Source organism: Rhodonellum sp., assembly GCF_030656585.1.
GTDB lineage: Bacteria > Bacteroidota > Bacteroidia > Cytophagales > Cyclobacteriaceae > Rhodonellum > Rhodonellum psychrophilum.
In genome coordinates this window covers 136,394-160,490 of sequence record NZ_JAUSPP010000026.1, presented here as the reverse complement: position 1 = coordinate 160,490, position 24,097 = coordinate 136,394, and the positions used below count along the sequence as shown (strand labels likewise).

Annotated in this window: 24 protein-coding genes; 16 read left to right on the top strand and 8 right to left on the bottom strand. The window is 42.1% G+C overall.

The genetic code is table 11. The features are described from left to right. The first annotated feature begins 31 nt into the window (after positions 1-31). The 5 genes from rnhA to Q7J63_RS06135 all read left to right on the top strand — a co-directional run bounded on the left by rnhA (position 32) and on the right by Q7J63_RS06135 (position 6,379). Positions 32-499 carry a ribonuclease HI gene (rnhA, locus tag Q7J63_RS06155; protein ID WP_304884740.1) on the top strand — a complete coding sequence of 156 codons (468 nt, stop codon included), beginning with the start codon at positions 32-34 and terminating at the stop codon, positions 497-499. Between the two features lie 121 nt (positions 500-620). Continuing rightward, positions 621-1,340, top strand: coding sequence for a tRNA1(Val) (adenine(37)-N6)-methyltransferase (locus Q7J63_RS06150; protein WP_304884738.1), 720 nt, complete (start codon positions 621-623; stop codon positions 1,338-1,340). 93 nt (positions 1,341-1,433) lie between these two features. After that, a complete protein-coding gene (locus tag Q7J63_RS06145) occupies positions 1,434-2,900 on the top strand; it encodes an IPT/TIG domain-containing protein (RefSeq protein ID WP_304884736.1) in 1,467 nt (488 codons plus the stop codon). 9 nt (positions 2,901-2,909) lie between these two features. Beyond that, the gene (locus tag Q7J63_RS06140; protein ID WP_304884734.1) at positions 2,910-5,309 is read left to right on the top strand and encodes a TonB-dependent receptor; all 2,400 of its coding nucleotides are present in this window, start codon (positions 2,910-2,912) and stop codon (positions 5,307-5,309) included. 5 nt (positions 5,310-5,314) lie between these two features. Then, positions 5,315-6,379, top strand: a complete 1,065-nt coding sequence (locus Q7J63_RS06135) for a DUF4249 domain-containing protein (protein WP_051107542.1) — start codon at positions 5,315-5,317, stop codon at positions 6,377-6,379. A 333-nt stretch (positions 6,380-6,712) separates the two neighbouring features. Here Q7J63_RS06135 and Q7J63_RS06130 read toward each other — a convergent pair whose 3' ends face one another. Continuing rightward, complete coding sequence (locus Q7J63_RS06130) at positions 6,713-8,047, bottom strand: saccharopine dehydrogenase family protein (protein ID WP_304884730.1); 1,335 nt, start codon at positions 8,045-8,047, stop codon at positions 6,713-6,715. A gap of 138 nt (positions 8,048-8,185) precedes the next feature. Here Q7J63_RS06130 and Q7J63_RS06125 point away from each other — a divergent pair, with 138 nt between their 5' ends. From Q7J63_RS06125 to Q7J63_RS06115, 3 genes are all read left to right on the top strand, one after another. Next, positions 8,186-8,668: a cytidine deaminase gene (locus Q7J63_RS06125; protein ID WP_019596772.1), complete on the top strand. Its 483-nt coding sequence runs from the start codon at positions 8,186-8,188 to the stop codon at positions 8,666-8,668. Then, on the top strand, positions 8,668-9,306 hold the full coding sequence (locus Q7J63_RS06120) for an alpha/beta hydrolase (RefSeq protein ID WP_019596773.1): 639 nt from the start codon (positions 8,668-8,670) through the stop codon (positions 9,304-9,306). The genes Q7J63_RS06125 and Q7J63_RS06120 overlap by 1 nt, the downstream gene beginning before the upstream one ends. An 89-nt stretch (positions 9,307-9,395) precedes the next feature. After that, on the top strand, positions 9,396-9,839 hold the full coding sequence (locus Q7J63_RS06115) for a UPF0158 family protein (protein ID WP_019596774.1): 444 nt from the start codon (positions 9,396-9,398) through the stop codon (positions 9,837-9,839). Between the two features lie 61 nt (positions 9,840-9,900). On the opposite strand, the gene lipA is transcribed toward Q7J63_RS06115, so the two are convergent. Both lipA and Q7J63_RS06105 read right to left on the bottom strand, forming a co-directional pair. Further along, on the bottom strand, positions 9,901-10,779 hold the full coding sequence (lipA, locus tag Q7J63_RS06110) for a lipoyl synthase (protein ID WP_304884727.1): 879 nt from the start codon (positions 10,777-10,779) through the stop codon (positions 9,901-9,903). Between the two features lie 62 nt (positions 10,780-10,841). After that, entirely contained in the window at positions 10,842-11,573 is a 732-nt protein-coding gene (locus tag Q7J63_RS06105; RefSeq protein WP_304884725.1) for a hypothetical protein, read from the bottom strand. Positions 11,574-11,993: 420 nt separating this feature from the next. Here Q7J63_RS06105 and Q7J63_RS06100 point away from each other — a divergent pair, with 420 nt between their 5' ends. From Q7J63_RS06100 to sdaAA, 4 genes are all read left to right on the top strand, one after another. After that, positions 11,994-12,560 carry an RNA polymerase sigma factor gene (locus Q7J63_RS06100; protein ID WP_019596778.1) on the top strand — a complete coding sequence of 189 codons (567 nt, stop codon included), beginning with the start codon at positions 11,994-11,996 and terminating at the stop codon, positions 12,558-12,560. Next, the gene (locus Q7J63_RS06095; protein WP_304884723.1) at positions 12,541-13,878 is read left to right on the top strand and encodes an outer membrane beta-barrel protein; all 1,338 of its coding nucleotides are present in this window, start codon (positions 12,541-12,543) and stop codon (positions 13,876-13,878) included. Before Q7J63_RS06100 ends, Q7J63_RS06095 begins: the two co-directional genes overlap by 20 nt. A 16-nt stretch (positions 13,879-13,894) precedes the next feature. Then, positions 13,895-14,851: an FKBP-type peptidyl-prolyl cis-trans isomerase gene (locus Q7J63_RS06090; protein WP_304884721.1), complete on the top strand. Its 957-nt coding sequence runs from the start codon at positions 13,895-13,897 to the stop codon at positions 14,849-14,851. 115 nt (positions 14,852-14,966) lie between these two features. Further along, positions 14,967-15,875: an L-serine ammonia-lyase, iron-sulfur-dependent, subunit alpha gene (sdaAA, locus tag Q7J63_RS06085; protein WP_019596781.1), complete on the top strand. Its 909-nt coding sequence runs from the start codon at positions 14,967-14,969 to the stop codon at positions 15,873-15,875. On the opposite strand, the gene Q7J63_RS06080 is transcribed toward sdaAA, so the two are convergent. From Q7J63_RS06080 to Q7J63_RS06060, 5 genes are all read right to left on the bottom strand, one after another. After that, positions 15,864-16,322, bottom strand: a complete 459-nt coding sequence (locus Q7J63_RS06080; RefSeq protein ID WP_019596782.1) for a hypothetical protein — start codon at positions 16,320-16,322, stop codon at positions 15,864-15,866. The genes sdaAA and Q7J63_RS06080 overlap by 12 nt on opposite strands. After that, positions 16,319-17,248 (bottom strand): calcium/sodium antiporter, encoded by a 930-nt coding sequence (locus tag Q7J63_RS06075; RefSeq protein WP_304884718.1) that lies wholly within the window; start codon positions 17,246-17,248, stop codon positions 16,319-16,321. The genes Q7J63_RS06080 and Q7J63_RS06075 overlap by 4 nt, the downstream gene beginning before the upstream one ends. Positions 17,249-17,253: 5 nt before the next feature. Further along, on the bottom strand, positions 17,254-17,907 hold the full coding sequence (gene upp / locus Q7J63_RS06070; protein WP_019596784.1) for a uracil phosphoribosyltransferase: 654 nt from the start codon (positions 17,905-17,907) through the stop codon (positions 17,254-17,256). A 51-nt stretch (positions 17,908-17,958) separates the two neighbouring features. After that, entirely contained in the window at positions 17,959-19,251 is a 1,293-nt protein-coding gene (locus Q7J63_RS06065) for an OmpA family protein (protein ID WP_304884716.1), read from the bottom strand. A 148-nt stretch (positions 19,252-19,399) separates the two neighbouring features. Further along, entirely contained in the window at positions 19,400-20,674 is a 1,275-nt protein-coding gene (locus Q7J63_RS06060; RefSeq protein WP_304884715.1) for an OmpA family protein, read from the bottom strand. A 174-nt stretch (positions 20,675-20,848) separates the two neighbouring features. On the opposite strand from Q7J63_RS06060, the gene Q7J63_RS06055 reads away from it, so the two are divergent. From Q7J63_RS06055 to obgE, 4 genes are all read left to right on the top strand, one after another. Then, entirely contained in the window at positions 20,849-21,757 is a 909-nt protein-coding gene (locus Q7J63_RS06055; RefSeq protein ID WP_304884714.1) for an aminopeptidase, read from the top strand. 86 nt (positions 21,758-21,843) lie between these two features. Continuing rightward, the gene (gene hpt / locus Q7J63_RS06050) at positions 21,844-22,374 is read left to right on the top strand and encodes a hypoxanthine phosphoribosyltransferase (protein WP_304884712.1); all 531 of its coding nucleotides are present in this window, start codon (positions 21,844-21,846) and stop codon (positions 22,372-22,374) included. Positions 22,375-22,415: 41 nt separating this feature from the next. Next, positions 22,416-22,988, top strand: a complete 573-nt coding sequence (locus Q7J63_RS06045) for an adenylate kinase (RefSeq protein ID WP_019596790.1) — start codon at positions 22,416-22,418, stop codon at positions 22,986-22,988. A gap of 94 nt (positions 22,989-23,082) precedes the next feature. Then, positions 23,083-24,075 carry a GTPase ObgE gene (gene obgE, locus Q7J63_RS06040; protein ID WP_019596791.1) on the top strand — a complete coding sequence of 331 codons (993 nt, stop codon included), beginning with the start codon at positions 23,083-23,085 and terminating at the stop codon, positions 24,073-24,075. The last annotated feature ends 22 nt before the right edge of the window (positions 24,076-24,097 follow it).

The following is a 24,097-nucleotide window of genomic DNA, read 5'->3' as shown; positions in this document are numbered from 1 at the left end:
AGTTTTCCCATGATCTTCTTTTCTTTGTACCATGATTAAGATTTATACAGATGGAGCGGCCAAAGGGAATCCAGGACCGGGAGGTTATGGGACTATTTTGCTCTACAACCAACATCGAAAAGAACTTTCCGAAGGTTTTCGGCTGACGACAAACAACAGGATGGAGCTGATGGCTGTCATCAAGGGGCTTCAAGAACTGAAAGTGGAGGGGATACCTGTGACTGTTTATTCTGACAGTAAATACGTGGTGGATGCCGTTGAAAAAGGATGGATCTGGAAGTGGCAAAAAACCGGGTTCAAGGACAAAAAGAACGTGGATCTATGGAAAATCTATATCCCGCTTCATTTGAAATACAAGCCAAAGTTTGTTTGGGTAAAAGGACATGCCGGACATCTGCTCAATGAAAGGTGTGATGAACTTGCGGTTGAAGCCGCCTTGCGCAGAAACCTACCGGCTGATGAGTCTTATGAAAGGGAGAAAAACAGCGGGATTTTTTGAAAAGAAAGACGATCAGTATCTTTCAAGTGAATTATACTTCCGGACTTTCTGATATTTTTCTGACTTCACCTCGACAATAAAAAACCAAAGCCAAAATATTATAAATTCCCAGCAAGACACTATGTCAAACACCTACTTTAAATTCAAGCAATTCACCATTCATCAAGACAGATGTGCGATGAAGGTGAGTACGGACGCGGTGGTTTTGGGGGCATTGGCGGGTACTGGGAAGGAAGACCCAAAATCCATTTTGGAAATAGGAGTGGGTACTGGAGTTGTTTCGCTGATGCTGGTACAGCGATTCCCCGAATGTTCTCTTTTGGGTGTGGAGCTGGACAAAGATGCGTATTTGCAAGCATGTGAAAATGCGGTTTCCAGTCCATGGAAGGAAAGCGTAAATTTTCATGAGGTCTCTTTTCAGGAATTTTCCCGGGAATTTGCAGGAAAATTTGACCTTATCGTTTCCAATCCGCCTTATTTCCCCAATCATCTCCAAACTTCGGATGACAAACGGAATATGGCACTTCATGATGTGGGTCTTTCTTTTGGGGATTTGATCAAAGGGGTGGTGAAATTATTGTCTCCGAAGGGCGTTTTTTGGGTCATTTTACCCCAAAGACAAATGCAGGACTTGGAATCGATCGCCGCATTTTTTGAGCTCTTTCCCGGTACCGCATATCATCTGAGTGATCGGCCGGGGAAAAAAATTCTGAGGATCATCCAAGAATTTTCCTTTCAAAAAAAAGAACGTTCAATTCAGGATCTATTGATCAAGGACGAGGACGGGGAATTTTCAAAAAGGTATAGGGATTTGTTAAGGGAGTTTCTTTTGATTTTTTAGCGTAAACAGGGAGTTTTAGTACTGGTTTCTTTCAAAAATTTTTTTAAATCCAAGATTAGCGTATTTTTATGACCTTCATTAAGGCTTGGGTAAATGAAAATAGGTAATATTGGTTTCTTTGCACTGTTCATGTCAGTGATTTGTATTTTTTCCTCCTGTGAAGAAGATATCGACGTCTCTCCATCTTTGGTGACGGAGGACATCTTATATGTCAGTGGAGAAAGGGTCCGTCTTTTGGCAAGGATTATCACCACCGAAAACATCAATGCCAGCGATCATGGTTTTTATATCGCCGACAATGAAGCATTTTCCAATCCCATTATTGTCTCCTTGGGGGAAAGAGAGCGGCCCGGTCGGTTTATTGGGGAAACAGGGGAGCTGAATATCGAAAAGACTTATTATGGTAAATCTTTCATTGCATTAAACGGAAGCCTTCAGTTTGGAAATACCATCGCCCTTCAGACCCTAAGTCCCGAGGCCTTTCAATTTTCACCAAACAATGGAACGGGTGGGTTGATCGTCAATGTGTTTGGGAAAAATTTTACTGCCGACTCCAAGGTTTTTTTTGGTGACGTTCCGGCCGAAATTCTGGACATTTCATTCGAATCCAGAATCACGGTGAGGGTTCCTCCCATTGCAGGTCGGGCGGTAGTGGCGGTGAAGGTGGTGAGTCAAGGAAAAGAAATGCCCATGATTACACCCTTTGAATACACTGTTGGTAAATACACCAAGCTGTCCAATTTCCCCGAAGCCCTCCGGCTTTTGGACAATATTTATTTCCAACAAGGCAATCAATTTTTTGTCGGCCTTGGATCGGATAGGGGGCTAAACTTGAATCAGAATATTTGGAAATATAGCCCCATGACTGCGGCCTGGGAAAACACTGGATTTCCCGGAAGACCTTTGATGATGTCTTTTTCCAGCGGTCAGTTTTTTGGTGGTGGTGCCTATGTATTGGGCCGTGCGCCCTATTTGGCGGCAAGGGATTTTTGGCAAGTGACAGATGGGGTTTACAAAAAGCTTCCCGATTTCCCTTTTGATCGAATCAATTCGGTTGCTTTTGAGATAGGGGATTATCTGTATGTGGTAGGGGGTGATGTTGGATTTCCTTTCGAGGCACACAGGTATCAAAAATCAACGGGGTTATGGGCAAGAATCCAAAATGCACCATTCTCCATCAACTCCTCCATCATCAATTTCAATTTTCAAAACAAACAGTATTTCATCAATCCCGAAAACAGGGAATTGGTGGCATTTGATGCGTTATCGGGTTTTTGGGGGGTTGTCGGCACTTATCCAGGTGAATTTGGTGCCGGTGCAGGATTTGGTTTAGCCATCGGTGACAGGGTTTATGTTGGGATGACAAACAGATCTTTGGAATTGTGGGAATTGAACATGACAAACCTGAATTGGGTGAAAAAGAATAATTTTTCGGGATCCCCTATAGCCAGAAATGCTGGCGTGTTTGCCGACAACGGTTTGATTTATATCCTTCGTAGTCCGGAAATACAACTTTCCACACCAATGGAATTGTGGTCATTTGACCCCAATGGCTTTTAAAGATTTTGTATGAAGAAAAATATACTTCTGTTATTATTGTTCGGTTTTATCCTATCCGGAACTGTATTTGCGCAACAAAAAAATATAATTGGCCGAGACATCGGAGAATTAAAAGGCATTAAGATTTCAGGAAGAGTGACCGATCAGATTACCGGAGAAGCTTTGGTTGGTGCATCTGTCACGGTGAAAGAACTCAACAAAACAGAGATCACCAATACCAATGGTAATTTTTTATTGGAACTTGACCGTGCCGAGTACAACTTGGAGGTGAGATATGTAGGGTACGAAACCGTTAAATATCCTTTCGTAGCAGTAGGGGAAGGAAGGATCAGCATCAGGATGATTCAAGAAGATTTTGAACTTGACGATGTAGTGATATTTGGGAGTGATCCTGAAAAAAACATCCGGAGCACTGAGATGGGAGCCATTACCCTCAACATGAATACGATCAGGGAATTGCCCCCGTTTTTGGGTGAAGTCGATATCATCCGGTCAATGGCCACCTTGCCGGGAGTGAGTCAGGTGGGGGAAGCTTCCGCAGGACTCAATGTCAGGGGAGGGGGATCGGATCAAAACCTGATCCTTTTTGCAGGAGCACCCATTTATAATCCTACGCATCTTTTTGGCTTGTTTACCGCCTTCAACCCTGATATTGTCAACGATGTTACGCTGTACAAGGCAGTGATTCCTGCCGAATTTGGTGGGAGGGGATCCTCTATCTTGGATATCGTGCCAAAGTCAGGAAGTCTCACCAAATGGGGCGGAGATCTGATGGCTGGGAATTTTTCCGGAAAACTCTCCTTAAATGGACCTATTGTGAAAGATCGGATTTCTGCACAGGTGGGTTTGAGAGGATCGTATATCAACTGGCTCCTCAAATCCCTCAACAACCCTGACTTAAGGACCAGTCAGGCAAATTTTTATGATGCAAATGGAATTGTTTACGGGGAAATCAATGAAAAAAACAATGTCACCTACAGTTTCTACAACAGTTATGATGATTTTGCTTTGGCTTCTGACACGACAATTTCATGGAAGAACCAGAGCCATTCACTGAAATATGAGGGTTCCTTTTCGGAAAAAACCGCGATTGATATTCTTGGCTACCATACCGTGTATGATTACTCGATCTTCAATGCATCTGGGACCAACGATTTTGACCTGATCTCGGGAATAAAGGACACCGGTCTCAAAGTGAAATTCGCCTACCAATTCAGTGATAAAAATAAATTCAATATCGGGGCGGACACCAAAAAATTGACCATAAACCCGGGTGAGTTGATTCCCAATGCTTCCACAGATTCAGGCCTTTTGCCAAAAAAAGTACAGTCTGAATATGGTCAGGAGTCGGGAGTATTTTTTCAACATGATTTGGAGTTTGGAGAAAAGATAGGAGTTTCCTATGGTCTGAGGTATGACAATTACCAGTATTTGGGCCAAAGGGCTGTAAAGGAGTATGCCGAAAATCTCCCCATTTCCCCAGCCAATGTTATAGGAGAAAAGAATTATGCGGAGGGAGAAAAAATACAAAGCTACGATGGTTTCGGCCCGCGGGCATCCTTGAGGTATTCCCTTGATCCCAAAACTTCCATAAAGCTGGGGTATAACAAAATGTACCAATTTATCCATCTGATTTCCAACACTGCGACCATTGCGCCGACGGATATATGGAAGCTCAGCGATCAGTTTCTGGCCCCACAAATCGTAGATCAAATTTCTCTAGGGATCTACAAGAATTTCAGGGGAAACATCTTTGAAACCTCCGTTGAGGTGTATTACAAGGATATTCAGAATATTGTGGAATACAAAGATGGTGCAAACCTCATCCTTCAAAACAACCTTGAAACAGAAGTGATCCCCGGCCAGGGAAAAGCCTATGGTCTGGAGCTATTTGTCAAGAAAAATCTCGGCAGGACCACGGGCTGGATCAGTTATACGTATTCCAGGAGCTTGAGGAGGGTCATTTCCCCATTTGAGGAAGAAAATATCAATGGAGGAGATTGGTTCCCCTCTAACTTTGACAAACCCCATGATTTGACACTGATTGGGAATTATAAATTGAGTGCCTTGATTTCGCTTTCTGGAACATTTGGCTACAGTACCGGTAGACCCGTCACGTTTCCGGAGGCCAAGTTTGATTTTGCCGGGAATTCACTGGCCTATTTCAATAATCGAAATCTTCAGCGTATTCCCGATTTTCACCGTTTGGACCTTTCCATGAATTTCAAATTCAAGGGAAAGGGAAAATTTTATGATGGAGACTGGACTTTTGCTGTTATGAACGTCTACGGGCGCAAGAATCCATTCTCGTTGTTCTTTGCCGATCAGGTAGGATCTCCGCCACAGGCATTTCGATTGGCCATCTTGGGCGTGCCACTTCCTACCCTTAGTTATTCCCTTAAATTCTGATGCCAATGTTGAGACGACTTGTATTTCTGTTGCTGTTGCTGCCATTGGCCTGTATAGATCCCTATAATGTCAATGCACCCGATGGAGAAAGATACCTGACCGTGGAAGGTTATATCACCACAGATCCCGGGCCCCATAGTATCAAGCTCACAAGGACGGATACTTACGGTAGCGCGTTTGAGGGTTTGATAAGACCAGTCGTGCAAGCAACCGTAGCCGTAAGGGATAGCGAGGGCTTGGTTTCCTTTTTGACGGAAACTTCCCAAGGAGTTTATGAAACACCGGCCAACTTTAGGGCGAAAGTGGGCATGTCTTATACGCTTCAAATCGACTTGTCGAACGGTCAATCCTATTCCTCATTGCCCGAGCTTGTGAAAGCCGTGCCGAAGATGGATTCCGTGAGTTACAGGTCTGTGAGTGTCGCTACCGACAGCAGGCTTTTGGATCGTTCTGGAGTGCAGCTTACTGCGCATTTTAAGGATCCAGGTGACGAAAGCAATTTTTATTACTGGAGAACAGGGCCTGCCACTTTCGTGGTGGTCGCAAACCCAGAACTTTTTACCTTGTCGCCCAATCACCCGACCAATCCAAGGGGGGCTGCCCCGAAGGACTGTTGTGCGATATGTTACTATCAGGAGCAACGTAGGGTCCAAAACTTTGCCATCGGTACAGATGTGGATTTCAATGGACTTTCCACACGGAAACAGGTGACTTTCATTGAGGATGATGGATTGAGATTCAAAGATACCTATCGGGCGGAGGTGCAGCAGATGGCGATTTCTGACAATGCATATCGCTTTTTGAAATTGATAGAACAGCAACTGAGCATCACCGGAAGTGTTTTTGATCAACCCCCTGCAAATATCCGGGGCAACATGATCAATTTGGCTGATCCAGACGAAGTAGTGCTTGGATATTTCATAGCGGCGGACATCGATACCAAGCAGATTTATATCAAAAGAACGAACTTGGATCAGAAACTTTTGCAGACGCCAAGCATCATTCCAGATGACTGCAGGATCTTTCCTGGAGCGGATACAGCTATCCCTTCGGATTGGAATCCAAACTGACTCACCGAAAATGCATTTGCCCCCAATTCAGGACTCACCCTGAGTTGGGGGCAATATTTATTGCAGACAGCATAAATATTTAGTTTTTCAACGCGAAAGATGCACTAGGCTTCCTAATAGGACTGTACCTACAAGAAAATCAGACTATTTGGATAATTATTTATAGTCCAATAGGGTGAAGTCAAAAATAATAAACAATCGACTGATTATTAAAAAATCTCAGGCTGGAAGAGAATTGATAGTACATAAAATGGGTTTAAGGAAGACTGAGGGACAAACTCAGATTTGCGGGTTAGTTTTCCATAAAAAAACGGACCAATCAAAAACTGTGGATTAGCCAATTTGTTCTTCTTTATCTTCGAAAATGATCCCTTCCGATTCCAAAGCTTCAAGAATCGGGGAATAAATCTGAGGGATTATGGGGATTTTCAATCCGCGGATATCGATTTTGCCTTCCAGAAACAAATCGACGGCTATTGCCAAGGGTAAGCCGACGGTTTTGGCCATTGCAGTGTATTCTTGGTTTTGGCCTTTGCAAACAAGACTGGAAGTGATTTTTTTCATGCCTGAAGGTGTTTTGACCTCAAACTGATGTTGCATCACGATCATGTCCTTGTCCTCGGGATTGAGCGTCCACCTTTCTTCAAGGATTTCCTGTAATATTGCTGCGGGACTTCCCTTTGTTTTTGGGAGAATGTAGTCGCTGAAGAATCCAAGCCATTTGATTTTATCCATGATTTCATCATTGATCCAAGGGAGCAAATCTTTGAGCTTTGCTTCCACTTTTTGATCTTCATGAAAGGGCAGAAAGGAATTGATAAACATCCGGTAAGTAAATCCCTCAGGCAAATCCATCTGGAAAGAATCATCTGTCATGCCCAGTTGTACGAATACATCCCAACTTTGGCAAAAACCAGCCCTTCTCAATGTGCCTCTGAGCAGGGTTGGGATATTGTCCAGTCCATAGATTTTGCGATAGCTCAAAGAATCCCTGTTGGGGTAGCCCTCAAAATCCCCTAAACCCTCAAAATGGATGTTCTCCAACCGTCTGAAAAGCATGTGGTAGGGGATGTATTTGTACCTGCCATTTCTGATAAATCTTGATGTACCTTGTCCCGCCAAGACCACATTTCGGGGATTCCAGGTGAATTTGTATTTCCAGGGATTGTCCTCTGATTCCGGGGAAAGCAATCCCCCGGTGTAGGATTTGAAGCCAATGATTTCATGCCCCTTGGCTTTTTCGGATTCAATGATTTTCATCGCAGACATGTGATCAATCCCGGGATCGAGTCCGCATTCATTGAGAAAGAGCAGGTTTTTTGCTTTGATTTCAGGCTCCAATTGACGCAACTCTTCCGATTCATAAGAAGCAGAAAAAAAATGCTTTCCCATTGCAAGGCAATCCTTGGCAATGATCGGGTGTAGAAATGCAGGCAACATGGAAATGACCACATCGGATTGACCAATGAGGTCTTTCCGGGAATTTTCCTGTTCCAAAACAATAGGTTCTGCCCTGGCATTTGGATGGTTTTTGATTTTTTTCTCAGCGATTTCTTTTGAGAGATCTGCGATGATCAATTTTCTGTTTTTGGAATGTGCACTCTCCAAAAGATAATCGATCAGGTATGTGGAGGATTTTCCGGCACCTAAAATCAAGATGGTTTTCATGGGCTTTCCAAAAATTAATTATAGAATCCGAAGATGTGAAAAAAGGTTGAGGGGAAAAAATTCATCTCAAAATATTGTAGGGAAAGAACAAATGCCGATTATTTTTTGTTAATTCAAACCCTTTTTTAAAGTAAAATCATGACAAAAAGAATAGAATTTAAAGTGTCCTTGGAAGTTTTTTCGCCGGAGGAATGGACAGAAACAGATACCTTATTGATAGAAAAAGCAAGAGGGATCTTGGAAAAAGCCCATGCACCGTATTCAGATTTTTTGGTGGGAGCAGCGCTCTTGCTCGAAAATGGAGAAATATTTGTGGCAAACAACCAGGAAAATGTTTCGTTTCCTGTGGGCGTTTGCGCAGAGAGAATTGTATTGAGTTACGCGCTTGGAAATCATCCAGACCAACGGCCCCTTAAAATAGCGATCGTGGCCAAAAGGAGGGCAGACCAAGAAGTCGCCACGGTAACCCCATGCGGACTTTGTCGGCAGACCATCAATGAATATGAAGTGAAATTTGGGCATCCCATAGAAATCCTGATGCTCAATCCCCAAGGGGAAATTCTGAAAGCCTCAGGAATAGATCAATTGCTTCCTTTCAGATTTAACGACCTAAACAGTTAATGAAGATCAATATAAAATATCAGCATATAGCCCAGTTTCAAACTTCTCATACGATCAATAGGCAAGAGAAGGAAATATGGATTGTCCTTCACGGTTACGGACAATTGGCGGCATTCTTTTTGAGAAAATTTGAGCCCTTATTCCGGGAAGATCGCTTGATCATTGCTCCTGAAGCCACGAATTATGGTTATTTGGAAGGATTTTCCGGAAGGGTCGGTGCCAACTGGATGACCAGCCACGAGCGGGAAATTGCCATTTCCAACAATCATCAATATCTCAACACCCTTTTGGAATCGATCTTGGAAAAATACCAAAGTCGGCCATTGATCAAGGTCTTGGGTTTTTCCCAGGGAGCAGCCACTGCCACCCGTTGGGTCGGTCAACTTTCCTTTCCGATAGACACACTTGTACTTTGGGGCGGCGGGTTTGCACATGATTTGATCGTCAGTGAGGTTGGGCAAAAGCTCAAGGATACCCAAATGCATATTGCCATTGGTTCCTCAGATGAGTTTATGACGCCGGAGAGCCTGAAAAATCAGGAAGCACTGATAAAAAATCTTGATGTGACCGTCAAGCAGCATACATATCCAGGGGGGCATGAACTTTACCTCCCTTTATTGCAAGAAATCTTTCAATAGAAGTAAAAAGGATGGCTTGATCCTTAAATAATTGTTTGATCTTAACCACTAGTGTGTTAATTTTCATAAAATTTTAGCCTTCACCAATAATGTTGACCCTGTCAGAAAAAGAAGCCGAGAAAATAGCAGCACTCCTGCTAAAGGGGATGATTTGTTTTTATCAATTAGACAACAAAAAAATCTATCACCTGCCAGATGACGAGGATTATTTCAATTATGATTTAACCCCGGAAGAAGAGGATATACTGGATGAAATTGATGAAAATCCTGATAATTTTGCCGAGTTTACCAAAATGGAGCCCAACCAAGAACATCAGATGATGGAGCATTTTACCGATTATGTGGTAAAAGAAAAAAATTTTCAAGATGAATTGGTCAATGCCTTAAGTAAACCAAAGCCAGCCACGGGATTTAAGTTTTTGATCGACAGTTCTGGCAAGTACAAGGACAGATGGATCGAGTTCAGACTCCAGAAGTACAAAGACTGGGTGATGGAACAAGCCGATAGTTTTAATTATACCGAAGAAGAATAGACATTAAAAAAGCCGCTGAGATTTCAGCGGCTTTCTTGATATATGCTAGTTTAGGGATTGCTTACACATTGACATGTCTTTCGGCATGATAAGAGGACCTGACCAAAGGGCCGGACTCCACGTATTTCAATCCTCTTTTTAGTCCTTCTTCGCGATACATTGCAAACACATCCGGATGGATAAACTCCGCGACTTCGATATGCATTTTGGTGGGTTGTAGATATTGTCCCAAGGTCAAAATGTCACACCCATGGGCAACAAGGTCTTCCATAGCCTTGAAAACTTCATCTTGTTTTTCTCCTAAGCCCAGCATGATTCCGGTCTTGGTTCTTTTTCCATATTCCTTGGTCAATTTGATTTGTTCCAAAGAGCGGTTGTACCTTGCCTGAGGCCGAACCCTGCGGTAAAGGCTTTCCACAGTTTCCATATTGTGGGAAACCACTTCTTGGCCGCCGCTGATCATTCGGTATAAAGCATCCCAGTTGGATTTTACATCTGGAATAAGCGTTTCTATTGTTGTTTTAGGGGAAAGTTTTTTTGTTTCAACCACCGTTTGGTACCATATTTCGGCGCCCCGGTCTTTCAGTTCGTCTCTATTGACAGAAGTAAGAACTGCGTGTTTTACCCCCATCAGTTTAATCGCCTCGGCAACCCTCCTCGGCTCATCTGTGTCGTACTCCGGTGGTCTTCCAGTGGCCACTGCGCAGAAAGAACAAGATCGGGTACATACATTACCCAATATCATGAAGGTTGCAGTACCAGCGCCCCAGCATTCGCCCATATTGGGGCAGTTGCCGCTTTCGCAAATGGTGTGGAGTTTATGTTCATCAACGAGTTTTCTGACATTCGCATATTCCTTCCCTATCGGTAACTTCACCCTCAGCCAGTCGGGTTTTTTTCTTTTGGTCGCTTCTTGGGAAATTACGGGTAATTCGATCATTGTGTCTTACTTTATGGATGGACAAAATTAATGGATAAGGGCTTAGAAACCCAATGGAATCTCTATTTCCTGAAGCCGTAGAAAAAGGTGAAATATACAGACTGGAATATTTGCCTGTTATCAGTTGTCGGCATCAAGGGGATTTCTTTGGTAAAACCCTCCAATTGGTATCCTAGTTCCACACCGGTAACACTGGATTTGAAAATCCCGAATTCAAAGGACAATGCCGCTTTCGCATTGGCTCCGATTGCGAGTTCTGATTCCCCTATCCCTTCAAACAAACGTCCAGGTCCAAGGATGTTGAATCGGCTTTGGTGGACTTCAGGATTGTATTGTTCCCTGACTGTCTCGGTACGACTTATGGGGTATTCTACATAATAGGGGGCGATAATACCTATGCTTGGGCCCACTGCTGCCAATGCGGAAATCTGTACGCCCTGCTGAGGTGCTTTTCTGAACAATATAATTTCCCTTCCATAGTGTGGGCGAATGGAATAGAGATAGTTGGATTTTCCGAAAATAAAGGAATTTCCTAAAGGGGTAGGATACCTTGCTTCCTTAGTGTTTTTGACATGGGACAGCTCCAATCCGAAAAACTGGAAATTCGTATCGTCGATCCGCATCCCAATCTTCATGGAAAAGCCACCGATCAAACCGCCATTCGTGTTTTTGTTGATCCCAAAAAGCACTTCCCGATCATATTCATAGTTGCCGGCATCTTCCCGCTGTCCAAAAGATAAAAAATGGACCATCAAGAATGCCGATGCGAATATATATTTTATCCCTTTTTTCATGTCTTAGTCAGGAATTTAACGCTAATTTTGGGTCTAAGTTACTAAACGAATAACAAAAGTAAGTGTTTATGGCTTCTATTTAAAACGGTTTTTTGGTAAATCTTTTCCCATCCGCATTTCAGAATAGAAAGATTAATTAGGCGACCTTTCATTACCAAAGAAGGCTAGGACCTTATTATACAGCAGATTTTCCTGTAGAGGCTTTGTGAATGTTGCGTGGCTGCTCGTGGGGAATGGGGAAAATCGGAATTTCTAACTCCAAGCCAGTATGGCTATTTTACCAAAAGCAGGAAATTCAATCCCTGAGAAATTGCAGAGGATTTAGATTTTTAAATCTTAAAGAGGGAAAAAAAGAAGAAAGATTATTTTTGCCTGTGTAGCGTTTATCGCTCTTCATTCGTCTTATACCAGAAGCGGCCGATGTCAAACAACAATTCTTTGGAGCACCATCTCATACAAAAAGCCAAACAAGGCGATTCCAAGTCATTGGAGATGTTTTATAAACATTTCTATGGCTATGCCATGAGCATTGCTTTGAGGTATTCCAACTCGAGAGAAGAGGCTTGTGAAATCGTGAATGACAGCTTCATGAAGGTTTTTGATAAACTACCGCAATACAATACCTCCAATTCCTTCAAAGGCTGGTTTCGGCGGATATTGATCAATACCTCAATTGATTATTATCGGAAAAATGTAAAGTATTTCAGCGTCATGGATATTGAAAAAGCCGATGCCGAGAGTCTTGAACCGGAGATCATCAGCCAGCTTTCCAAAGATGACATTCTATCTCTCTTGAGAGCGCTGCCCGAAATGCTGAGGATGGTTTTCAATATGTATGAAATAGAGGGGTTTTCCCATAATGAAATAGGGGAGCAATTGGACATTCCTGCAAGCACATCCAGAACCTACCTGGCCAGGGCAAAGCAAAAATTAAGAGAAAAAGTTACAGAAATAAATCAGATCAAGAATGAGGGAGCAATTCGATAAGAAACTTGTTGAAAAGATCAAAGACTCCTTTCTCCAAAATGAAGAGCCATTTGATCCCAAGGAATGGGAGAAATTTTCAAGGACTTACTATGGGTCCATGAAAAAAGGATATCTATCCAAATGGGGAATTTGGATAGCTGGAATTGCTGCGGCCCTCGTGATCTCATTTTTCCTAATCCCGGAGAGGGGAACAGAGGAGAAATCACGGTTATCACAAGCGGATACTTTATCCGTGAAAAGCCAGACTTCCGAGGTCGATGGAGATTTGGGAGCAAAAAAAACAAATCAAAATCCCGACGAATTGAAGCCTAATGCTGCCAATAGCGACACACAGCAGGTAAAAACGCAAGAGTCAATTAATAGGAATACTTCAATCAAAGTTCTGTCCGGAAAATCAACTGAGGTTAAACCCTCCTTGAATTTGGCGAGACTCCCCGATTCGGAAGAAAGAAATGGTACCATAACCCATTTTGAATCCGAAAATGGACAAGTGGTGGATTTGGGGAGAAAAGTGGAATCAGAAATCAACCCGGCTCCTTTAATCAGTATATTAAAAGATAAGGAATCAATGTCTGAGCCGGAAAATGCCCAGAAAACCATCAACGAATGGTTGGCTGATGCCAATCCTAAATTGGAGGAGGAAAAAAGTGGGGAGAGTTTTGCGAAATCCTTTCGTTTGGGCGTATTGCTAGCGCCACAATCCATTTCCAATGCCACACAGTCCCTCAATTTCGGCGGGGGACTAATGACAGAATTTGCATTCTCAAAAAGACTTAAGCTGGATGTGGGACTGGCTTATGCAAAACAGAACCTGACACCTACGGGAGGAAGTAATCGAGGTGGGTATCTCGCCATGGACACCCAAGACAGACAAGCAAATTTTTCCAATAATTTATTGAATGCGAGTTATGAGCTAAGTTTTGGGCAACTGGAGATCCCCATCAACCTTAAATATAGGGTGATGGAAAAAAATGCATCGGCGTTTTATTTGATTACCGGATTGTCAAATATGGTTTACCTTAATCAGAAGAACGTGGGAACCTTTAGTGCCGCAAATTTTTCCAACGTAGGATTCATGACCGCAAAACCCATGGTACAGACCTTTACGGAAACAACCCAGCCTGAAGGAAATATGAACAACACGGACAGTGGAAGGCTGCTCAATCTTTCGGTAGGTTATGAATACAACCTTTCCAATGGTACATTCCTTTCATTGGAGCCGTTCTATAAAATGTCTATCGGGAATCAGACTTTTGTCAATCAACAGTTTTCCATTGGCGGGATTAATTTAAGGATGAATTTTCAACTCAAAAAATAAAAAAGCAATTGTGATTATGAATATTAAACATTCAATATTTTCTGTTCTAAGCTTGGCGATCATGTCGGTTGGATGCATTGAAACTGAGAAATCGGATTTTGAGCTAGCTGTTGTCAGGGACGATAAAATAATTAAGGAATACCTCACCAAAAATAACATTGAGGCGACGGAAACCCAAGTCGGTTATTATTACAAAAAGGAAATTGCGAATGATCTGGGAAATCAAATTGTCAATGATGATATCGTGGGCATCTATTATGAAATCAAAAACATCGAAGGACAATTGATAGAGAGTCATCTTGATGAATCAAAACCTCCAAGGCTTTATAGCTACAGTGAAGGAGGCTTGATCCCAAGAGCGATGAATTTTGCCTCGGGTTTGGCAAGGGAAGGAGAAACCTTTACACTTTATATTCCCTCCTATCTTGGCTACCAAAACTATGGCTATCAGCAATTGGTGCTTCCCAATTCCAACTTGGTAGTGAAGGTTAAGTATGCCAAAACCTATGAAAAAGAGGAGCTGAAAGTATTTGAGCAAGGATTGATTGAATCTTACATAGAAGAAAAAGGGTTGGAAGGATTTGTCAGATCGCCGGATGGCCTCTATGTGAAAATTGTCAACCCAGGTTCAGCCGAAAATATGGAATCAAAAACCGGTAGTGTGGTAGCTTTTACATACAAGCTCATTCAACTGGAGGGGCAGCTTTTACTTGCTGAGTCAACGAACAATGTTCCCTTTCAGATTTCCTTGGGCCTTTCCACAAATTTAAAATTTTTGGATTTATCGCTCATGAAAGTTAACAAAACCATGGAAATTGAAGTGATTGCTCCATCCCATTTGGGATATGGAGGAACATCACAGGTTTTTCCCTATGGCATCAGAAAGGATCTTTTTGAAAAATCAATCATCAACCAGATTGCAAGACCTTACGAACCCTTGCTGTTCAAAGCGACGATCGTGGATGTGAAATAGACTACCAGAAAAAGCCCCGTTTGAATCTTCAAACGGGGCTTTTTCTTTTCATTTCAAAAAATTTTTTTTATCCGATGCAATTCCCAACTTTGGTGTAAACAAACCCAAGTATAAAATGAGTTATCTTTTTGAAAGTTTTAAGGGATGGAAAAAATATTGTGAAGAAAATGGTGCCAATCTCTATGATTCAGTAATTGAATATGAGATTGTCCAAAAAGGGAAGTCGGAGAAAGATATTTGGGAAGGACTTCAGAAAGCCTACACAGTGATGAAGGATGCCGTGGAAACAGGTCTTCGGGAAGACATGACCTCTAGATCCGGCATGATCAACAATGGGGCTAAAAAAGTTTATAACCATCCGGTATCGGTATTGTCGCCAGAGTTCCAGAGGTTGATTTCAAGGGCTCTCGCTGCCAAAGAGGTCAATTCCTGCATGGGGCGTGTCGTGGCAGCTCCTACAGCAGGTGCTTCCGGAATTCTTCCAGGGACTTTGTACACCCTACAGGAAATCCATCATTTGTCAGACAGGAAAATTTTGGAGGGTCTTTTGGTCGGTGCCGGAATTGCATTGATTATAGAGGAAAAAGCAAGTTTGGCGGGTGCCGTTGGTGGATGCCAGGCAGAAACTGGATCCGCAGCGGCAATGGCTGCTGGGGCAATGGTCTATTGTCTTGACGGGACGATTGAACAAGTTTTCAATGCAGTGGCCATAACCATTCAGTGTATGTTAGGACTGATCTGTGACCCAGTGGCGGGCTTGGTTGAGATCCCCTGTGTGGTTAGAAATGCAAGCGCCGCGGCAATTGCCAACAGTTCGGCACAGATTGCATTGGCTGACGTCAGTGCTGTTATTCCTGTTGACGAATGTATTGAAGCGATGGGAGAGATCGGGTCTTCGATGGAGAGTAAGTACAAGGAAACCGCAATGGGAGGCTTAGCGATGACGCTAACGGGTCAGACAATAGCCAAAAGGGTTTTGATCCGGGACATTGAGATTTTGCCCGATGAAACGCTACCTGAGTAGATCGTTGAAGAAAGGTATTTGGAGCACCCCTTCGATGCTTAATCCCATAAGGGTCGCCCACACCAAACCGCTGATCAACATGTAGAGGAAAATTTTATTTTTTTTGACCCCAAATGCATTCATGATGATTGTTCCACCAATTGGGGTTAGAAATATTGGGGTGATGAATGCGATTCCTGCGGCCCCAAATTTTTGCCAAATTTTGACAATACGTCGAATTTTGGGCGTAAAGCGTTTTTTCTTGGTGGTGACCCTTATTGCCCAGTAAGCTTTAAACCAATCGCCAAGATAGGTCAGCAAAATGACAGTGGTCATCATTCCGCTTACAGAAACAAGGATGATTTCAAACAGACCATAACCCGCGGTATAGCCAAGAATCGGCCCGGCTACAAATTTAAAGAGACAGATTACGTAAATCCCCAAGAATTTCAATAGGTAGGTGATCATAGAATGGTGAAAATATAAACGGCATAGACCATCACCAACAACATACCTTCCCACCTCGAAATCCTAAGCTTTGTCCTGAGGATAGGGAATAGAAGTAAAGTCAAAGCAAGCATCCAGATAAAATCTTGTTTCAGAAAGATCTCCGAGACAGATATCGGCTGAACCAAGGCGGTGATGCCAATGATTGCAAGGATGTTCATGATATTGCTTCCAAGAATATTACCGATCGCGATATCCGTTTTTTTATTGATCGCTGCAATGATGGATGTAGTCAATTCAGGCAGACTTGTGCCAATTGCGATAACTGTAACACCGATCACGCGTTCACTGATTCCAAATATTTTGGATATTTCGACAGCATTGTCGACGAATAAATCCGCACCGAAATACAAACCCAAGACGCCCCCCAAAACCAAGGCAATGGCCTTCCATATTGGTGATTTTTTCAAATTTTCGGTCTCTTCCTCATCCAATTCGGCCGCAGGTCCTTTGAGTTTTCTAAAGAAATACCAATTTAAAACCACCAATAAAACGACAAACAATATCCCTTCAATTCTAGAGATGAGGCCATTGAATGAAAGAATATAAAAAAGCAATGAACTCAACAGCATGAAAAGGTAATCCAATTTTAAGACCGACTTATGGATGGCTATTGGAAATACGATCGCACTGATTCCCAAAACCAAAGAGATATTGGTGATGTTTGATCCAATTACATTTCCCAACGAAATATCGCTGTTTCCTTTTAAGGCGGCACTCACGCTGACCAAAAGCTCGGGAGCTGAAGTGCCAAAGGAAACCACGGTCAAACCAATCAAGCCAGCGGTCAAGCCCAATTTCGCAGCCAAAGCGGAAGCTCCGTCCACCAGAAGTTTCCCGCCGGCCAATAAAATGACCAGTCCAATAACCAAGAGTAAATAAGTCATCAACTTTAAATTTTTTCTCCGAAGGAAAGATCTCCCGCATCACCCAAACCGGGAAGGATATATGCTTGGTCATTTAATTTTTCATCGATTGCACAAATCCAGAATTGAATTGGAATTTTGGTGTTTTGACCGATGTAAGCGATTCCTTCAGGAGCCCCTATGACGCTTACAATATGAATTTTTTTCGGAGTCCCATTTTTAAGCAGGTGTTCGATGCTTGTGACATAAGACTTCCCTGTAGCCAGCATCGGGTCTATTAGGATGACCTCTTTTCCTTCAATGGAAGGGGCTGCTTGGTATAAGAAATCAATTTCTATTGCCTCCTCCCCATTCGTTTTTTTTTCTTGTCTATATGCACCAATAAAACCACTTTCTGCCTGATCATAAAAATTTAAAAAGCCCTGAAAAAAGGGTAATGCAGCCCTTAAAATCCCAATTAGTACAGGTTGGTCTGCCAGAACCGCAAGACTCGTGGTTTGGAGGGGAGTTGTTATTTCTTTGTTTTGGTAAGCGAGTGATTTCGACACCTCGTACGCCATGATCTCCCCTAGCCTTTCAAGGTTTTTACGAAAACGCATGCTGTCTTTTTGGATATGTATATCCCTCAATTCGGCAAGGAATTGATTTGCAATACTTTTTGATTGGTTTAGGACAAACATATTTAATTGGGAAATGACAAGATTGATTTTGATAATTTTTGAAATTCGAGTTTACTTCACTTCAAAGCTGACTCTTCTCGCCAGTTGTCTGGCATCGGCTGATGATTTCTCCACGCTGGTATCTTCTCCGTAACCTTTGTAGGAAAGTCTTGAGGGGTCGATTCCCGAAGATATCAATATTTGGTAAACGCCTTTTGCCCTTCTCTCTGAAAGTTTCATGTTATAGTTTTCAGGCCCCAATTCGTCTGCGAATCCTTTTATTTCTACCTTTACTCCTGGGTTTTTCTTTAGGAAGTTTGCGACGTAGTTCGTTGCTGATGCAGAATATCCAAGTGGATCGGCACTGTCAAAAGCAAAATATACATTCACATATCCTTCATTGATGGCTTTTTTGAAGTAATCGACTTCCTTCACTTCATCTATTGGGCAACCATCGTTGGAAGCTGGACCAGGGACGAAAGGACATTTGTCCAAATGGTCAGGAATACCATCCCCATCGGAATCAACCGTTCTTCCACTTGAATCAACTCTTGCGTCAGCGGGAGTATTTGGCTCTTTGTCCAAATAATCCGGGATACCATCCCCATCCGAATCTTTCAACATGTCTTTGATTTGTCCGATTTCAGAGGCAAGCTCTTCTTTGGTGGCGTATTTTTCTGGAGCGATATACCAATCTGCATGGGTTTCTTTTTTACCCAAATAAAAATTTAATCCTAAAGTTCCGGTCCACCAAGTCCCTGTGGCATGAACATATGGAGGTGTCGGAAATGTGGTTGGGATTGGTGCATTGTATTCATTTCCATCCAAATTATAGGTTTGCCTCCCATTTATGACCATAGTCACATCACCTGTTAGTGCCAATCGCTCTGTTAATTTGATTTGGCCGGTGAATCCTGAAATAATATTATAAACATAATCTGGTTTGAATTGGCCAAATCGGCTTGTTTTGTAGTCAATTCTTGAAAATCCAGATCCGGCATGGAACAAAAGTCCAAATTTATTGCTGAAGGAATGCCAGTTCATGATTTTCCCCAAATTGGCGACACCCTGACCGGAAAGCCGCATGTAGTTGGTTCGGAACTCGGGGCTAATTCCTTTGGCTTCTCTGAATTGGCCAAATCCAATATCACCTTTTACGCCAAATTTTTCATTGAACATGTACCTCGTACCAACATCCAAATGGCCAATGTTCAGGGTAGGGCTAAAATAACCCGGTGTCAAAGGCCCCATCGCCTTATTGAATCCGGCAGTGGTTTCTATTGACCATTGGTTATACTCAGTTTGAGCATTTGAAAAACCAGTGAGTAAAGTTAAAAGACAAATGGAAAATATAATTTTCTGCATTTTAAAGAAAGTTTAGGCTGTAATGTAAGGGGTTTTTCAATGCAAAATTAGAGAATTTCCCCAATAAATGGGTTTTGCTAGATATTGATTTTGGTCAAAAAAAAGCCCAATCCATCAGGATTGGGCTTTCAATATTTTTTTGATAGAATTACTTAACCTCGAAACTTGCTCTTCTTGCAAGTTGACGAGCATCAGCAGATTTTTTGTCTACGCTAGTGTCTTCGCCGTAACCTTTGTAAGAAAGTCTTGAAGCATCAATTCCAGTGGAAATCAACAGGTCATAAACTGCTTTCGCTCTTCTTTCAGAAAGTTTCATGTTGTAATCTTCAGGACCCAATTCGTCAGCGAATCCTTTAATTTCTACACTTACTGAAGGATTTCTCTTCAAGAAGTTTGCTACGTAATTTGTGGCAGATGCAGAATAACCAAGTGGTTTTGAGCTGTCAAATGCATAGTATACATTAACATAACCTTCGTTGATTGCTTTTTTGAAGTAATCGATTTCTTTTACTTCTTCAATTGGACAACCATCATTTGATGCTGGACCAGGAGCAAAAGGACATTTGTCCAAGTGATCAGGGATGCCATCACCGTCAGAATCAAGTGTTCTTCCGCTAGAATCTACTCTTGCATTTGCTGGAGTATTTGGCTCTTTGTCCAAGTAATCTGGAATACCATCACCGTCAGAATCCTTCAACATATCTTTGATCTCACCGATCTGTGTTGCCAATTCTTCTTTGGTTGCATACTTCTCTGGAGCGATGTACCAGTCAGCATGACTTGCCTTGCTTCCAAGATAGAAATTTAAACCTAAAGTTCCTGTCCACCAAGTTCCATTGGTTCCGTAGAAACCATTGTCTTGAGGTCCGATTGCAGAAGCTCCATCAAATGCTACCGTCTGACGACCGTTAAGGATGGTGCTGATATCACCGGTCAAAGCAACTCTTTCAGATAATTTCACTTGCCCTGTGAAGCCAGCAATGAAATTGTAAACTTGATCATTGAAATCGTTAAAGGTATTTTCTTGCGGGCTTACTTGACCTATACCTGCTCCAAAATGACCCAATAGATTAACTCTTCTTGTGAAAGATTCCCAATTCATGATCCTACCCAAATTGGCAACACCCTGAAGGTTCAATCTATAGTAATTAGTAGAGAAGCCAGGGCTGTTTCCATCCGACTCTTTGAAAGAACCGAAGCCATAATCAAGCTTCGCACCAAATTTTTCATTGAACATGTATCTTACACCAAGATCTGCATGTCCAAGGTTCAATGAAGGAGACAAGAAACCAGGCGTAAGCGGTGCCATGGGTTTGTTAAATCCTCCATTTACTTCAATTGACCATTTGTTAAAATCGGTCTGCGCATTTGCTCCTAAAGCTAGGGCTCCTGCTAGAATTGTTGATAGTATTATTTTTTTCATAATAAAAAATTTTTTTTCAAAGTTTGAGTGTTTAATTGATTGAGATGCAAATTTATAAAACTTTAACTAATCACAAATGTAGATTAATAATTTAAAACTTTAAACTTTATTAAAATTCTTTTGGGTTTTTTTAGGTAAAGAAATTTCAAATAATATGTCATAAATTGTGCCAAAATGGAACTATTAAGAGAATTATTGCAGATCCAAAGTGTGTCTGGGGACGAGTCCAGAATTAACGAATTCCTTAAAAGCTATATTGGATTACGTAAATTTGACTGGAAGGTTTTGCCTGAGGTATTTTGTGGGGAGCAATTTCAAGATTGCGTGCTTCTAAAATTTGGTGCTCCAAGAACTGCTGTTTTTGCGCATTTGGATACGATTGGGTTCATGTCCAGGTATGAGAATCAATTGATTACCATTGGGGGTCCCGAATTATTGGATGATACTAAAATCGTAGGAAATGATGCTTTGGGGCCTATTTCCTGTAATGTACAAATAGTCGAAGATTTTTTATTCCATGATTTTCCAAGAGCTGTTCTACCTGGGACTTGCTTCTCCTTTGCTCAGGAGATCAAAATTGATGGTGAGTTCATCCAAGCAGCCTACTTGGACAATCGACTTGGAATATACAATGCATTGAAGCTTTGTGAGGAAATAGAAGATGGGTGGATTGTCTTCTCTACTTATGAAGAAAACGGAGGAGGAAGTGTTCCTTTTTTGTTGGATTTTATCCAAAAAACATCGCCGATACGCCAAGCTTTGATTTCCGATATCACTTGGATAACCGAAGGGGTCAATCATCATAATGGTGTAGCGATATCCATTCGCGATAAATTTATTCCAAGAAGGGTCTTTGTTGATAAGATTATTTCTTTGGCCCAGCAAAGTGGGATTCCTTATCAAATAGAAGTAGAAGGGGTGGGTGGCAGTGATGGAAAAGAGATTCAATTCTCCCCGTATCCAATCGACTGGTGTTTTATTGGTGCAGCAGAGGACAATGTCCATACCCCCTATGAAAAGGTTTCGTTGATGGATTTGGACAGTATGCTCCGGATGTATAAATATTTAATGGTTCATCTTTAGGGTTTTATCTTTTTAAGGCTTCTAACCAAGCCATTTTTACCTATATTTGTATTGCCCTTCGATAGAGGGCTTTTTTGTTTAGAGAGATGATTAAAGTAAAAGACAAGGATTTTGTCCCTTTTATAAGTTCTGATAACCTTGCCTCAAGGGTAAGCCAATTGGGTGTGCAAATTTCCAATGATTTTGCGGGAGAGGATCCGATATTGCTAGGTGTTTTGAATGGTTCTTTTATGTTCCTGTCTGACCTTGCCAAACACGTGACCATTCCGGCCGAAATTTCCCTTGTTAAAATAGCCTCCTATTCGGGGACTGTTTCGACTGGTGATGTCAAAACCCTGATGGGTCTGGATATTGACCTGACGGGTAGGAGCGTTATTATTGTCGAAGATATCGTAGATTCAGGTTTGACTATGGATTTTCTGATCTCCCTGATTCTCAAACAAACCCCAAAAAAGATAGCGATTGCCACTCTTTTGCTCAAGCCCGAGGCATTTAAATATGATTTCAAAATCGATTATATCGGGTTTGAAATTCCCAATAAGTTTGTGGTGGGATATGGATTGGATTATGATGGATGGGGAAGAAACCTTCCCGAGATTTACCAGTTGAAAAATTGATTTTAAACCGACAATAGATTTTATACCCTAACAATCTGATTATGCTCAATATAGTTCTATTTGGCCCTCCCGGGGCGGGAAAAGGTACCCAAAGCGAAAAAATAATAGCAAAATACAACTTGACACATATTGCAACCGGAGATTTGTTCAGAAAGCACCTAGGTGATGGGACGGATCTGGGAAAATTGGCTAGAAAGTACATGGATGAGGGGAGATTGGTCCCGGATGAGGTGGTGATAGGCATGGTTGAAGATAAAATCAAAAGCACCCCAGAGGTGAATGGGTTTATATTTGATGGTTTTCCAAGGACAGTTGCGCAAGCTGAGGCTTTGGATGCATTGCTTTCAAAAAACTCCTTGAGCATTTCGGGGATGATAGCCTTGGATGTGCCCGAAGAAATTCTGAAGGAACGAATCCGTGAGAGAAGTAAAACTTCAGGCAGGGCTGATGACCAGGAAGAATCAAAAATAGAGACCAGGATTAGGGTTTATTTAGAGGAAACGCTACCAGTTTCTGATTATTATTCTACCCAGGGCAAGCTCAAAAAAATTCACGGCGTTGGAGAGATTGATGAGATCTTCCAAAAGATATCGGCCGTGATAGACCAATATTAATCTTTAAATAATTTGTACCTTTGCGGTTACGTAAATTGGCTAAGCTTAATTGCTTAGCCATTTTTGTTGAACCTCAATATTAAAAACGACAACAGTGGCCGATTCCAATTTTATTGATTATGTGAAGTTTTGTTCAAGATCAGGTGCCGGTGGCCCAGGTTCTGTTCATTTCAGAAGAGAAAAACATGTGCCAAAGGGAGGTCCAGACGGTGGTGATGGAGGCCGTGGAGGACACATAATTTTGAGGGGAAATACCCAGCACTGGACTTTGCTCCACTTGAAATACAAGAAACACGTCATCGCCGAAAGTGGCAAAGGCGGAGAGGGTGGTAGAAGAAAAGGCAGGGATGGGGAGGATGTCATCCTTGAAGTTCCATTGGGAACTGTGGCTAGAAATGCCGAGACCCATGAGATCGTTGCCGAAATAACCGAAGATGGACAAGAAATAATCCTTACGCAGGGTGGAAGAGGAGGCTTGGGAAATGAAAATTTCAAAACAGCAACCAATCAAGCACCCCATTATGCCCAGCCGGGAGAATCCGGAATCGAGGAATGGATGATTCTTGAATTGAAGCTTTTGGCAGACGTCGGTTTGGTTGGTTTTCCCAATGCAGGAAAATCCACACTTTTGGCCTCTATTTCGGCGGCCAAACCTGAAATTGGAGATTACCCCTTTACCACTTTAGTCCCCAATCTCGGAGTGGTGGGTTACAAAGATGACAAATCCTTTGTAATGGCAGATATTCCCGGGATCATTGAAGGGGCTGCAGAGGGAAAAGGATTGGGTACCAGATTTCTGAGACATATCGAGAGGAATTCGATTTTGCTTTTCCTCATTCCCGCAGATGCAGGAAGTATAGCCGAACAGTATAAAATTCTTTTGAATGAACTGGAAAAATACAATCCGGAATTATTGGACAAGAAACGTATTCTGGCAATATCAAAAACAGATATGTTGGACGAGGAATTGATGAAAGAAATGGAGGCGGAAATACCCAAAGACCTTCCCTACATTTTCATCTCCGCTGTCAGCCAATATAATCTGGAGAAATTGAAAGATCTGCTATGGCAGGCAATCAATAGCTAATAGATGTCAGTTTGTCAGTTTG